Here is a 12785-nt window from a genome sequence, read left to right as displayed (position 1 = left end):
GGGCCGTCCCCCCTCGAAGGAGCAGGGCATGAGCGAGATCCGGTTGGAGAAGGTGTCCCGCTGGTACGGCAACGTCGTCGCGGTCAACGGCGTCTCGATGACGATCGGCCCGGGCGTCACCGGCCTGCTCGGCCCGAACGGCGCCGGGAAGTCCACGCTCATCCACATGATGGGCGGGTTCCTCGCCCCCTCGTCCGGGACGATCACCCTGGACGGCGAGCCGATCTGGCAGAACCCCGGCATCTACCGGCGGCTCGGGCTCGTCCCCGAGCGCGAGAGCGCCTACGACTTCCTCACCGGCGAGCAGTTCGTGCTGTCGATGGCGAAGCTGCACAAGCTGCCCGACCCGCGCGCCGCCGCGCGCCAGGCCATCGACCGGGTCGAGATGGCGTACGCGGCGAACCGCACGATCGGCACCTACTCCAAGGGCATGAAGCAGCGGATCAAGATGGCGTCCGCGCTCGTGCACGACCCGCCCGTCCTCCTGCTGGACGAGCCGTTCAACGGGATGGACCCGCGCCAGCGCCTCCAGCTGATGGACCTGATCACCCGGATGGCGAACGAGGGCCGCACGATCCTGTTCTCCTCGCACATCCTGGAGGAGGTCGAGCGGCTCGCCGGGCACATCGAGGTGATCGTCGCGGGCCGGCACGCCGCGTCCGGCGACTTCCGCAAGATCCGCCGGCTGATGACGGACCGGCCGCACATCTTCCTCGTCCGCTCGTCCGACGACCGGGGCCTCGCCGCCGCCGTCATCGCCGACGGCTCGGCCCGCAGCGTCCAGCTCACCGACAAGGGCCTGCGGGTCGAGGCGGTCGACTTCCAGCGCTTCACCTGGCTGCTCCCGCAGGTGTCCCGGGACGCCGGCGTCCGGCTGTGGGAGGTCTCCCCGGCGGACGAGTCCCTCGAAAGCGTCTTCTCCTACCTGGTGGCCCGGTGATGCTCCGATGAACGCGACCATAGCGATGATCACCTTCCGGGCGATGCTCGGCCGGCGGCGCGCGCTGCTCCTGCTCGCGCTGCCGGCGCTGCTGGTCGTCCTGGCGGTCGTGCTGCGCTGGACCGGCAACAACGACCTGGACGTCTCGGCGAACGTGCTGCAGAAGTTCGGGCTGGCCACGCTGCTACCGCTGCTCGCGCTGATCGCGGGCACCGGGGTGATCGGCCCGGAGATCGACGACGGCCAGATCATGTACGTGCTGACCAAGCCGATCCCGCGGCAGGTGATCGTGCTGACGAAGCTGGCGGTCGCGATCGTGCTGGTCGCGGCGTTCTCGGTCGTCCCGACCCTGCTGGCCGGGCTGGTGCTGACCGGGACGACCGCGCAGCTGGTGCCCGCCTTCACCGTCGGCGTGCTGGTCGGCGGCATCGCCTACAGCGCGGTGTTCGTGGCGCTCGCGGTGCTGAGCCGGAACGCGGTGACGATCGGGCTGCTGTACGCGCTGGTCTGGGAGACGCTGCTCGGGAGCTTCGCGCCGGGCGCCAAGTCGGCGTCCATCCAGCAGTGGGCGCTGTCGGTCACCGACGCCCTGACCCCGGCGTCGCCCGTCAGCTCGTCGGTCGACCTCGGGGTCGCGATCCCGCTGCTCGTCGCCGTCACGGTGGGCGCCGCGTTCCTGGCGGCGTTCCGGCTGCGCTCGCTGACCATCGCCAGCGCCGAGTAGAGCGGACCCTCCGCGTACGACGTCGGGCCCGGTGCGCGTGCGCCGGGCCCGACGTCGTACGCGGGCTCAGGTCGGCTCGGGCCTGGTGAGGGGGAGCAGGACGAGCGCGACGAGCAGCCCGGCCGCGGCGAAGCAGGCCCCGGTGAGGAAGGCGTCGTGGAACACGGTGGTGCGCGCCTCGACGACCCGGGCCGGCACACCATGGGCCCACGCGGTGAGCTCGGGGACGCGGCGGAAGGCGACGGTGGCGGCGACGGCGAGGCCGAGGGCGCCGCCGACCTCCTGAGCAGTGTTGATCAGCCCGGCGGACAGCCCCGAGTCCTCCGGTCCGGCGCCGGCGAACGCCGCGACCTGCACCGGGACGAACGAGGTGCCGAGGCCGAGACCGGCGATCAGGAAGGCGGGCAGCAGGCCGGTGAGGTAGGACGCGTCCGAGGGGGTCCGCCAGAGCAGCACCATGCCGGTGGCGGTGAGCGCGAGCCCGGCCGCGAGGACGGGCTTGGCGGCGACCTTCGTCACCAGCCGGGACGCGAGGCCCGCGCCGACCGCGACGATCACGGCGAGCGGGACGTAGGCGAGGCCGGTCCGCAGCGGCGAGTAGCCGAGGACCTGCTGCATGAACAGGCTGGCGAAGAAGAAGAGCGTGACGCACGTGCCGAGCAGCAGGACGGCGACCAGGTTCGCGGCGCGCAGCGACGGGCGGCGGAACACGCCGAGCGGGATCAGCGGGGAGCGGGCGCGGCGCTCGATGAGCAGGAAGGCGGCCAGCAGCACGGCGGACAGCGCGAAGCCGCCGTAGGTGCGCGCCGCTGGGGCGCCGGAGTCGTCGACGGCCTGCCCGAGGCTGAAGATCAGCAGGACGAGCGCGCCGGTGAGCGCCACGGCGCCGGCGATGTCGAAGGAGCGGCGGCGCTCCGCGGCGCGGCTCTCCCCGACGATCGCCGGGGCGGCGACGGTGCCCAGCACGCCGATCGGCACGTTGACGAAGAAGATCCAGCGCCAGCCGGGGCCGTCGGTGAGCACGCCGCCCAGCGTGACGCCCGCGACCGCGGCGATCCCGCTGAGCGCTCCCCAGGCGCCGAGCGCCCTGGTGCGCTCCGGTCCCTCGGCGAAGTTCGCGGTGAGCAGGGACAGCGCGGCGGTCGCGATGAACGCGGCGCCCAGTCCCTGCGCACCGCGCGCGGCGATCAGGGTCGGCGCGTCCTGGGCGAGGCCCGCGAGCAGGGACGCCAGGGAGAACACCGACAGACCGGCCTGTAGCATGCGGCGGCGCCCGAACGCGTCGGCGAGGCGCCCGGCCAGGACCAGGAAGCCGCCGAGCAGCATCCCGTACGTGGTGACGACGTACTGCAGGGCCGTCTGCGCGATGTGGAGCTCGCCCTCGATGGTGGGCAGCGCGACGTTGACGATCGACACGTCGAGGAAGGTCATGAATCCGGCCAGGCACAGGAACGCGAGGATCGGTCCTGGACGGCGGGCTGGCGGCGCCTGGGCGTCGCGCGGGGGCGAGGTCTGCTGGGTGGGCATGTCGGCTCCTGGTTCGCGGGGTGTCGCGGAAGCGGTCGGGGCGGGGCGGGCGTCCCGTGGCGCGGCGGGGCGCGCCACGGGACGCCCGGGGGCGTGCTGGTCGCGGGACGGGGAGGGGTCAGCGGAACGCGGCGGCGTTGCGCCGGGCCCAAGCGGCGAAGGTGCCGGCGGGCCGGCCGAGGAGGGTGCGGAGGTCAGGGCTGACGCGCTGCTCGTCCGGCGTGGGGTCGCCGAGGATCGCGAGGGTCCCCTCCACGACGGGTGCCGGCATGAACCGCGCCATCTGGGCGTGCGCCTCCTCGCGGGTCTGCTCGACGAACCGGACCGGTTCGCCGATCGCGTCGGCGATGGCGGCCGCACGCGCGCGCGGCGTGGTCGGCTCCGGTCCGGTGAGGACGTAGGTGCGGCCCTCGTGGCCGTCCTGCCGCAGGACGGCGGCGGCCGCCTCGGCGACGTCGTCGGGGTCGACGAAGGGGAGGCCGACGTCGCCGAAGGGCGCGGCGGCGGTCCGGTGCGTCCGGACGGGCTCGGCCCACGCGACGGCGTTGGACGCCATCCCGCCCGACCGCAGCACCGTCCAGTCGAGCCCGCTCGCGGCGACGGCCGCCTCGAACCGGGCCGGGTGCCGGTAGGACTGCGGCCGGGTCCCGACGCCCTGGGAGGACAGCAGGACGACCTTGCGGACGCCGGCGGCCCGCGCCGCGGCGAGGAGACCGTCGGGGTCGTCCCCGGCGACCAGGAGGAACAGCGCATCCGCGCCGGCGAGGGCGGGACGCAGGCTCGCAGGTTCGGCGAGGTCGGCGGGGACGGCCCGCACGCCCGCCGGGACGTCCGCGGGCGTGATGCGGCGGGCCGTCGCCGTCACGGTCTCGCCCGCCTCGGCCAGGACCCGCACGAGGGCGCGTCCGACGTTCCCGGTGGCGCCGGTGACCACGATCATGTCGTTCTCCTCAGTTAGTTAGTTAGCTGACTGACTGAGGAGGACGGTAGCACGGAACCGGTATCGGTTGTCTATAGTGAGTCGGGTGACTGACTCAGTGACTCGACCGAGGGCCCGCGGGGCGGACAAGCGCCGCAGGCTGACGGCCGCCGCCACGAAGGTGCTGCACGAGCAGGGCGTCGAACGCACCACCCTCGCCGACATCGCCCGCGCGGCCGACGTCCCCGTCGGGAACGTCTACTACTACTTCAAGACCAAGGACGAGCTGGTCCAGGCGGCCCTCGCCGAGCACACGGCCCACCTGGACGAGCTCACCGCCGGGCTGGACCGGCTGCCCGACCCGCGCGACCGCCTGAAGGGCCTCGTCGAGGCCTGGATGGGGGGAAGGGACGTCGCCGCCCGCTACGGCTGCCCCACCGGCACCCTGGCCGCCGAGCTGGACAAGCGCGCCGACGGCGTGCTCGACGTGGAGGCCGGCCGGGTGATCCGGCGGCTGCTCGACTGGGCCGAGCGCCAGTTCCGCGAGCTTGGCCGGCCCGACCCCGACCGCCTCGCGGTGACTCTCGTCGCCGGCTACCAGGGCATGTCGCTCCTGGCCAACGCGCTGCGCGACCCCGAGATCATGACCGGCGAGGGGACCCGCCTCATCCGCTGGCTCGACACCCTGCCCGCGCCGCCGTCCGCCCCGCGTCAGGCGTAGATCCTCACGGCCGGGCAGCGCCCGCGCGGCCGGGCCCTGATCAGAGCCGGGTCAGCACCCCGGAACCGGCGACGATGATCGCGCCGATCGCCATGAAGACGAGCGGGACGAGCCAGCGGCCGTAGCGCTCGACGACCTCGATGACCTTCCTGTGCGAGCCGAGCCATGACCCGGCCAGGCACCACGGCGCCACCCCGGCGGCGAACACCGCGATCGTCACGGCCGTCGCGCCGGGCCCGATGGTCCGGAACACGGGCGTGTAGACCGCGATGTTGTCGGCGCCGTTGGCGATCGTGACGGCGGCCACGGCGGCGGTGCCCGACGCCACGGGCGGCGGGTCGCCGTCCCCGGACCGCACCGCTCCGACCAGCCCGCGGACGCCGAGCGCGAACGGGACGAGGCCGAGCAGCCCGATCCACGCGTCCGGGACGACGGCCAGCCCCAGCGCCGCGACCACCGAGACCAGGACCAGGACGCCGACGCCCGCGTACTGCCCGGCCCAGATCTTCCGGACCCGGGGCGCACCGCCGGTCCGCGCGGTCAGGAAGAGGACGGTCAGCACGATGATGTCGTCGACGTTGGTCCCGGCGAACATGCCGATCGCCGCACCGACGGTCGCTCCCATAACGGACGAACCTACCGCCGCGCCCGGAAAACCACATGCCCTGCCGGCCGCCCGGCTGGTACTGCTTTGGGGCATGGAGGAACTTGTGACGGACCGTCTCGTGCTGCACCCGTTCACCGTCGCCGAGGCGGAGCGGCTGGTGGAGGCCGGGCCGGCTCCGGCGGACGGCTATCCCACCGCCGTGGACGTGGCGGTAGCGCGCCGCTATCTGGGGGTCTGCGCCTCCGACGGTGATCCGCGGCCCTTCGGCGCCTACGAGATCCGGGTACGGGCCGACGGGCGCGCCATCGGCGGCGCGGGCTTCCACGCGGCCCCGGACGACGACGGCACCGTCACGATCGGGTACGGGCTGGTCGAGGCGGCGCGCGGACACGGGTACGCCGCCGAGACGCTCCGGGAACTCCTCCGCTTCGCCCGCGCGGCCGGCGCCGCCCGCGTGAGGGGCGACACCGACCGCGGCAACGTCGCGTCGCAGCGCGTCATGGCGGCGGCGGGCATGCGCATGGTCGCCGAGGACGACGCGCTGAAGTACTACGAGCTCGCCTGGACGTCCTGACGCGCCCGGGTCCGGGGACTCAAGCCGCGGGGCCGGGGCGGGGGGCGGCCGGGGCGGGGGTCTCCTTGCGGCCGAAGGCGCCCGGGCCCGCGTGGAACAGGCCGATGAGCAGCACGCCGGCCGCCGTGGACCCGAAGGCCCAGCCAGGGTGCCGGCCCGGGTCCGCCCAGTGGACGAGCAGGAGCGCCATCACGAGCCCGGCCCAGCCGCCGACGAGGTTCGACAGCGGTCCGTTGCCGGTGAGGTTCGGGTAGCGCTCGCGGGTGATGCCGCGCACGAAGTGGGGGAGGGCGTTGCCGCCCAGCACTCCGCCGAGGCCGCTGAGAACGATCGTCTGCCACATCGGATGCTCCTAGGTCGCGCTGGTCCGGTGGTGGAGAAGGGGCAGCAGCACGTCGTCCACCAGGCGGCGGACGAAGGCGTCGTCGAGCGGCTCGCCGGCGACGAACAGCCGGGAGAACAGCATCGACGAGCTGATCTCCATGAACAGGGCGGCGTCGAGGCCGGCCGGGAGGTCGCCGCGCGCGATGGCCTGCGCGATGGCCGCGCCGAACATCGCGTGCTTGTCGTGCACGAACCGGGCCCGGACGGCGTCGGCCAGCGCCGGGTCCCGGTGCATGGCGACCATCAGGCCGAGGATCAGCGCGGCGTCCTGGGCCAGCAGGCCGTCGCGCATCCGCCCCAGCACCGCGAGCAGGTCGGTGCGCAGCTCCCCGGTGTCGGGCGGGGTCACCGCGGCGGCCCCGGCGCGCCCGCGGACCGCCGCCACCACCAGCTCGGCCTTGCCGGGCCAGCGCCGGTAGATCGTCGCCTTGCTGGCCCGCGCCCGCGCGGCGATCGCGTCCATGGTCATCTGGTCGTAGCCGACCTCGGCGATCAGGTCGAGGACCGCTCGCAGGATGGCCTCCTCGCGGGCCGCGCCCCGTGCGTCCGCCATGCTCACCCTCCACATTCGAAACGAAACGGTTTCGTACACTACGCGCCCGGAACCGGGTCCGGCAAGAGCCCGGCGTCCCGACTTCGTGATCTTGAAAGCCTTCCGGGCGGCCGTCCCGCCCGGGAAGGATCGGGCGGCCGGGCCACCCCCTTCAGGAACCGAGGTGAGCGTGCACCCCCCTCCAGCAGAGATCATCAAGCCGCCGCGGGCGGCGGCGCTCGTGGCGGTCGGGGCGCTGACCGGGAACGCCCTGCTGCTCTCCGCCCTCGCCGCGGCGGGCCTGTGGGCGATCGAGCTGGTCGACCGGGACGGCTTTACGCGGCGGACCGACGACGTCCTCGACGCCCTCGCCTACGGGGCGACCGGGCAGCTCGCGCTGACCGTCCTCACCGGCGTCGCGGTGATCGTCTGGCTGTGGCGGGCGCGCGGGGTCGCCGACGTCATCGAGGCGCCGTACGGCTGGGGGCGACCCTGGGCGGTCATCGGCTGGTTCGTGCCCGTCATGAGCTTGTGGATCCCGCGCTCGATCGTCGCCGCCCTGTGGCGCGCGAGCGGCCCCCGGCGAGCGGCCTGGCCGGTGAACGCGTGGTGGGCCGCGTGGGTCGTCTACCTGCTGGGCGGCCGGGCGGTGGACCTGGACCTCTCCGGCTCGAGGGCGCATCCGGCACGAGCTCGCCTTCTACGTCGCCGATCTCGCTGCCGGGACCGTGGCGGCCGCCCTCGCGGCGCTGGTCGTCTGGCGGATCACCAGGTTCCAGGAGGCGCAGGCGGTCCGGCTGGCGGAGGCCGTCGCCGCGCCCGCCCCGAGGGCGCTGGAGTCGCCGGCACCGGCACCGGAGAAGACCGGGCCGGCCGTCTCGGATCCCACCGGCGCAGCTCCGGCGGTGTCGGATCCGGCGGTGTCAGATCCGGCGTAGCCGGACGCGCTGCACGGCGTGGTCGCGGCCCTTGTGTAGGACGAGGGTGGCGCGGGCCCGGGTCGGCAGGATGTTGGACACGAGGTTGATCTCGTTGACGTCCCGCCAGACCCGCTTGGCGAACGCGGCGGTCTCGTCCTCGTCCAGTTCGTGGGCGTACTTGTGGAAGTACGAGCGCGGGTCGGTGAACGCCGTGCGGCGCAGCGCGAACAGGCGCTCGACGTACCACTGCATGATGTCCTCGACCCGGGCGTCCACGTAGATCGAGAAGTCGAAGAAGTCGGACACGCCGAGGGTGCCGGGCGGCGGCGCCTGCAGCACGTTCAGCCCCTCGACGATCAGGATGTCGGGCCGCCGGACGGTCTGCACCGCGTCCGGGACGATGTCGTACTCCAGATGGGAGTACACCGGGATCTCCGCCTTCTCGGCCCCCGCCTTGATCGACGAGACGAACCGGACCAGCGCGCGCCGGTCGTAGGACTCCGGGAAGCCCTTCCTTTCCATGATCCCGCGCTCGTTAAGGATCGCGTTCGGATACAGGAAACTGTCCGTCGTGACGAGTTCCACGGTCGGGTGCTCGGGCCAGCGGGCCAGCAGGGTGCGCAGCAGCCGCGACGTGGTGGACTTGCCGACCGCGACGCTGCCCGCGACGCCGATGATGAACGGGGTGGGGGCGACCTCGCCGCCGAGGAAGCCGCTGACGGTGTCGCGGAGCCGCCCGTCGGACTGGAAGAACAGGTTCAGCAGCCGTGACAGCGGCAGGTAGACCTCCTCGACCTCGGTGATGTCGATCGGGTCCCGCAGGCCGCGCAGGGCGTCCAGCTCACCGGGGGTGAGGGGCAGCGGGGTGTTCTCGCGCAGGGCCCGCCAGGCCTCGCGGGAGAGTTCCACGTAAGGGGTCGGCACGCTGTCCCATCCGCTCGTCATGGCCAGAACGGTAATCGTTCGTTCAGGCCGGTCTCCGGGTTTTCACCGGGCGTCCAACCTAGCGCCACCCGTCCGCGCCCTCCGCAGGTAGGTCCGGGGGGAGACACCGAATAGAGTTGCCGCCATGTGCGGAATCGTGGGGTACGTAGGCGGCCGGCCCGCGCTCGACGTCGTGGTCGACGGGCTGGCCAGGCTGGAGTACCGGGGCTATGACTCGGCCGGGGTGGCCGTGCTGGCCGACGGACGCCTGGCGACGGCGAAGCGGGCGGGGAAGCTGGTGAACCTGCGGGAGGCGCTCGCCGAGGAGCCGCCGCCCGCCGGGACGCTCGGCATGGGGCACACGCGGTGGGCGACGCACGGCGCGCCGAACGACCGCAACGCCCACCCGCACACCGACTGCACCGGCTCCGTCGCGGTGATCCACAATGGGATCATCGAGAACTTCGCCGAGTTGCGCGCCGAGCTGGAGGACGCCGGGCACAAGCTGAAGTCCGACACCGACACCGAGGCCGTCGCGCACCTGCTGGAGGACGAGCTCGCGGCGGTGGACGGCAACGCCCAGGGCGGCCTCGCGGAGGCGATGCGCCGGGTGTGCCGCCGGCTGGAGGGCGCGTTCACGCTGGTCGCGGTGCACGGCGAGGACGACGACCTGGTGGTCGGCGCGCGCCGCAACTCGCCGCTGGTGGTCGGGGTCGGGCAGGGCGAGAACTTCCTCGCCAGCGACGTCGCGGCGTTCATCGAGCACACCCGGGACGCGATCGAGCTGGGCCAGGACCAGGTCGTCGAGCTGCGGTCGGGCGGGGTGACGGTCACCGACTTCGAGGGCCGCCCCGCCGAGGTGAAGGAGTACCACGTCGACTGGGACGTGTCGGCCGCGGAGAAGGGCGGCTACGACTACTTCATGCTCAAGGAGATCGCCGAGCAGCCGCGGGCGGTCGCCGACACGCTGCTCGGCCGGATCGGCGCGGACGGCCGGCTGCACCTGGACGAGATGCGCATCTCGGACCGGGAGCTCCGCGAGGTCGACAAGATCATCATCGTGGCGTGCGGCACGTCCTACCACGCCGGGCTGATCGCCAAGTACGCGATCGAGCACTGGGCGGGGCTGCCCTGCGAGGTGGAGCTGGCCAGCGAGTTCCGCTACCGGGACTCGATCCTGTCGCCGACGACGCTGGTCATCGCGATCTCCCAGTCCGGGGAGACGATGGACGCGCTGATGGCCGTCCGGCACGCCCGCGAGCAGAAGGCCAAGCTGCTCGGCATCTGCAACGTCAACGGCTCGACGCTGCCGCGCGAGTGCGACGGCGTGCTGTACACGCACGCCGGCCCGGAGATCGCGGTCGCCTCGACCAAGGCGTTCCTGACCCAGCTCGTCGCGGTCTACCTGATCGCGCTCTACATCGCGCAGGTGCGCGGCACCAAGTGGGGCGACGAGGTGTTCGCGATGGTGCAGCTGCTGGAGCGGATGCCGGAGAAGGTCGACAAGGTCCTGGAGACCATGGAGCCGGTCCGCGAGCTGGCCCGGTCCCTGGCGGACGAGCGGTGCGTGCTGTTCCTCGGCCGGCACGTGGGCTTCCCGGTGGCGCTGGAGGGCGCCCTGAAGCTCAAGGAGCTGGCGTACATGCACGCCGAGGGGTTCGCGGCGGGCGAGCTGAAGCACGGCCCGATCGCGCTGATCGAGCAGGGGCTGCCGGTCGTGGTGGTCGTGCCGCCGCGCGCCCGGGACGTCCTGCACGACAAGATCGTCTCGAACATCCAGGAGATCCGCGCCCGCGGTGCCCGCACCATCGTGATCGCGGAGGAGGGCGACGAGTCGGTGGAGCCGTACGCGGACACGCTGATCAGCGTCCCGGCCGTCCCGACGCTGCTGCAGCCGCTCGTGACGACCGTCCCGCTGCAGGTGTTCGCCTGCGAGCTGGCCACCGCGAAGGGCCACGACGTGGACCAGCCCCGCAACCTCGCGAAGTCCGTCACGGTCGAGTAGCCGCCGACACGGGGGGCGGGGGAGGCGGTCGCCTCCCCCGCCCTTCGCGTGCGGAGTCTCAGCGTGCCCGCCCGTCCGCGCCGGTGCGGATGGGCGGGGAGCTATTCGCGGTCGTTTCTGAGAATCTCAGTAAATGCAAGTTTCAGTGCAAGTCGAAGGCTCCCCTCCGGACGGCCGCGACGAACCGCCGCCATTCTCCGCGAGCGAAGTCCAAGCACGTATCGTCGGCTGCTCCGTCCCGTACGGAGACGATTCCGTCGTCGTGCCCGGCCACCTCGACACAGGTGTTGCTCGCCCCGCAGCGGGTGCTCTTCCTCCAGCGTGGGGGCGGTGCGGCATGGAAACTCATCCTGGCTCCCGAATCGGAGACGCATTCTGCTCACGGCGGCGCTGCCGATGCCAGGAACAAGGTAACAAGATCCGCCGGAAATGCCGATGATCAACGGGGGCGCCGGTACGGCTGCGACCCCTGGTACGCAAGAGCGGCCCGCCCCGGCGGCAGCCGGTGCGGGCCCTCGGTCACCTCTTCGCCCCGCGGACCCCCTGGGTCAGCGGGCCAGATCGAAGCGCCCGGCCTTGGCGGCGGACGCGAACGCCCGCCACTCGGCGGCGGAGAACGTCAGCACGGGCCCGGTATCGCCGTGGAAGGCGTCCCGTGCGGCGACCGCGCCGCCGCGCAGGCTCCCGATTTCCACGCAGGCGCCGTTGCCCGCGCAGCGCGCGCTTTTCCGCCAGCCGGTCACGCCGTTGTCGGACGCGCCGGCGGCGGGCACGGTGAGGTCAGGCGACATTTTGAACGAGGACACGCGTTGGCCTTTCCGGATATATGCACCGCTATAGCGGGCGGTGCTATCGCCAGACGGCCCGCGCTTGCGCAATGAATTCCATGGACTCGGCGCTGTCGAGTGCGACCCGTGCCATTCCCCCGAAGGCGAGCCGATACATGTGCGTGATCTTCTCGTCGAGAAACTGGCTGACCGTGAGACTTTCCGTGTGAACGATGTCCGGAAAGACGACGTCGTGAACCGGGTCGAACTCCAGCAACTGGAACGACGCCTCCATCAGAGGATGGGCGACACCCAGCCGCAGGACGCGCAGAGTCACGTTCGGCATCTCCGCGACCTCGAGGAGATGGTCGAGCTGCGCTCGCATCACCGCGTGGTCGCCGACGAGGCGCTGCAGCACGGACTCGTCCAGCAGGACGGTGTATTCGACAGGTTCTGCTCTGTGCAGGATTCCCTGGCGACGCATCCGCACCTCGACCCTGCGGTCGATCTCCCGCGGCGGGACGGTGTCGAAAAGATGCAGCCCGGAGATCGTCGCGCGCGCGTACGCCTCGGTTTGCAGGAGGCCCGGAACGATGTAGGTCTCCCATTGCGTGATCTTGTTCGCTTCGTCTTCCAGTGCGATCAGTGCGGAGTAGCCGCCGGGCAGTTCCCGGTAACCCTCCCACCAGCCCTTCTCCGCGGCATCGTGTGCAAGGGCGATCAGCTCGGATCGGTGGGATTCGGCGATATCGTAGAGGTCGATGAGCGCGTGGATGTCGTCGATCTTCGCGCCGGTACGCGCGTTCTCCAGCCGGCTCACCTTGGCGGTCGACCAGGCCAGCCGCTCGGCGACATCGTCTCCGGTGAGTCCCTTCTGTTCCCTGAGCCGCCGGAGTTCGGCGGCGAGCCGGCGCTGCCGGACGTTGGGACCCCGGAACGGACTCATGTCCCCGGAGGCACCCCGAGACGCGACCACCGTTCCGACCCCCTTCTCGTCCGGGGAGCGGTCCCGTCGCAGTGTGCCGCATCGGGACCGTCCGTCGCTGCACGTTGGCTGATCATTTTACGGGTTTTTCCGCGCCCGCGCCGCACTGCAACTTCCGTGAAAACACACGCTAACCCACCTTTCGGGTAGCGCACCATGAATCGGACCCCGGCGGGGCGGTGCCATTGCGGCGGGATCGCGGAACGGCTCCGGCCGGTTACGCCGGGGTGGAGCGTGGCAGGCTAAGTCATGTGAT

At 72.3% G+C, this 12785-nt stretch carries 15 protein-coding genes and 1 pseudogene; 7 read left to right on the top strand and 9 right to left on the bottom strand.

Translation table 11 applies throughout. From position 1 onward, the window contains the following. The first annotated feature begins 28 nt into the window (after positions 1–28). On the top strand, positions 29–940 hold the full coding sequence (locus J4557_RS21385) for an ABC transporter ATP-binding protein (protein WP_208268486.1): 912 nt from the start codon (positions 29–31) through the stop codon (positions 938–940). A 7-nt stretch (positions 941–947) separates the two neighbouring features. Next, on the top strand, positions 948–1664 hold the full coding sequence (locus J4557_RS21380) for an ABC transporter permease (RefSeq protein ID WP_208268485.1): 717 nt from the start codon (positions 948–950) through the stop codon (positions 1662–1664). Between the two features lie 66 nt (positions 1665–1730). Here the strand turns inward: J4557_RS21380 and J4557_RS21375 are convergent, their stop codons facing one another. Further along, positions 1731–3191: an MFS transporter gene (locus J4557_RS21375; RefSeq protein ID WP_208268484.1), complete on the bottom strand. Its 1461-nt coding sequence runs from the start codon at positions 3189–3191 to the stop codon at positions 1731–1733. 118 nt (positions 3192–3309) lie between these two features. Then, positions 3310–4131 (bottom strand): SDR family oxidoreductase, encoded by an 822-nt coding sequence (locus J4557_RS21370; protein WP_208268483.1) that lies wholly within the window; start codon positions 4129–4131, stop codon positions 3310–3312. Positions 4132–4216: 85 nt separating this feature from the next. Here J4557_RS21370 and J4557_RS21365 point away from each other — a divergent pair, with 85 nt between their 5' ends. After that, the gene (locus J4557_RS21365; protein ID WP_208268482.1) at positions 4217–4831 is read left to right on the top strand and encodes a TetR/AcrR family transcriptional regulator; all 615 of its coding nucleotides are present in this window, start codon (positions 4217–4219) and stop codon (positions 4829–4831) included. 40 nt (positions 4832–4871) lie between these two features. Here the strand turns inward: J4557_RS21365 and J4557_RS21360 are convergent, their stop codons facing one another. Then, entirely contained in the window at positions 4872–5456 is a 585-nt protein-coding gene (locus J4557_RS21360; protein ID WP_208268481.1) for a cadmium resistance transporter, read from the bottom strand. Positions 5457–5541: 85 nt separating this feature from the next. Here J4557_RS21360 and J4557_RS21355 point away from each other — a divergent pair, with 85 nt between their 5' ends. Next, entirely contained in the window at positions 5542–6012 is a 471-nt protein-coding gene (locus J4557_RS21355) for a GNAT family N-acetyltransferase (RefSeq protein ID WP_208268480.1), read from the top strand. A 19-nt stretch (positions 6013–6031) separates the two neighbouring features. Here the strand turns inward: J4557_RS21355 and J4557_RS21350 are convergent, their stop codons facing one another. Then, positions 6032–6355 carry a hypothetical protein gene (locus tag J4557_RS21350; RefSeq protein ID WP_208268479.1) on the bottom strand — a complete coding sequence of 108 codons (324 nt, stop codon included), beginning with the start codon at positions 6353–6355 and terminating at the stop codon, positions 6032–6034. Between the two features lie 9 nt (positions 6356–6364). Further along, positions 6365–6949, bottom strand: a complete 585-nt coding sequence (locus tag J4557_RS21345) for a TetR/AcrR family transcriptional regulator (protein ID WP_208268478.1) — start codon at positions 6947–6949, stop codon at positions 6365–6367. Here J4557_RS21345 and J4557_RS52210 point away from each other — a divergent pair. Then, positions 6912–7517 (top strand): annotated as a pseudogene (locus J4557_RS52210) (DUF4328 domain-containing protein); the annotation flags it as partial. The gene J4557_RS21345 and the pseudogene J4557_RS52210 sit on opposite strands and share 38 nt — an antisense overlap. A gap of 139 nt (positions 7518–7656) precedes the next feature. Beyond that, positions 7657–7866: a hypothetical protein gene (locus J4557_RS49755; protein ID WP_243776183.1), complete on the top strand. Its 210-nt coding sequence runs from the start codon at positions 7657–7659 to the stop codon at positions 7864–7866. Here the strand turns inward: J4557_RS49755 and coaA are convergent. After that, complete coding sequence (coaA, locus tag J4557_RS21335; RefSeq protein WP_208268476.1) at positions 7852–8793, bottom strand: type I pantothenate kinase; 942 nt, start codon at positions 8791–8793, stop codon at positions 7852–7854. The genes J4557_RS49755 and coaA overlap by 15 nt on opposite strands. 124 nt (positions 8794–8917) lie before the next feature. Between coaA and glmS the strand changes: the two genes are divergently transcribed. Further along, positions 8918–10777 carry a glutamine--fructose-6-phosphate transaminase (isomerizing) gene (gene glmS / locus J4557_RS21330; RefSeq protein ID WP_208268475.1) on the top strand — a complete coding sequence of 620 codons (1860 nt, stop codon included), beginning with the start codon at positions 8918–8920 and terminating at the stop codon, positions 10775–10777. A 142-nt stretch (positions 10778–10919) separates the two neighbouring features. Here glmS and J4557_RS52205 read toward each other — a convergent pair whose 3' ends face one another. The 3 genes from J4557_RS52205 to J4557_RS21315 all read right to left on the bottom strand — a co-directional run bounded on the left by J4557_RS52205 (position 10920) and on the right by J4557_RS21315 (position 12490). Continuing rightward, on the bottom strand, positions 10920–11126 hold the full coding sequence (locus J4557_RS52205; RefSeq protein WP_190862704.1) for a DUF397 domain-containing protein: 207 nt from the start codon (positions 11124–11126) through the stop codon (positions 10920–10922). Between the two features lie 199 nt (positions 11127–11325). Then, the gene (locus tag J4557_RS21320; RefSeq protein WP_307800122.1) at positions 11326–11583 is read right to left on the bottom strand and encodes a DUF397 domain-containing protein; all 258 of its coding nucleotides are present in this window, start codon (positions 11581–11583) and stop codon (positions 11326–11328) included. Positions 11584–11626: 43 nt separating this feature from the next. Next, positions 11627–12490: a helix-turn-helix domain-containing protein gene (locus J4557_RS21315; protein ID WP_208268474.1), complete on the bottom strand. Its 864-nt coding sequence runs from the start codon at positions 12488–12490 to the stop codon at positions 11627–11629. Positions 12491–12785 lie beyond the last annotated feature (295 nt).

Source organism: Actinomadura nitritigenes, from assembly GCF_017573545.1.
Lineage (GTDB): Bacteria > Actinomycetota > Actinomycetes > Streptosporangiales > Streptosporangiaceae > Spirillospora > Spirillospora nitritigenes.
Note: the sequence above shows the minus strand (reverse complement) of the source record. Positions and strands in the feature narration are given on the sequence as shown.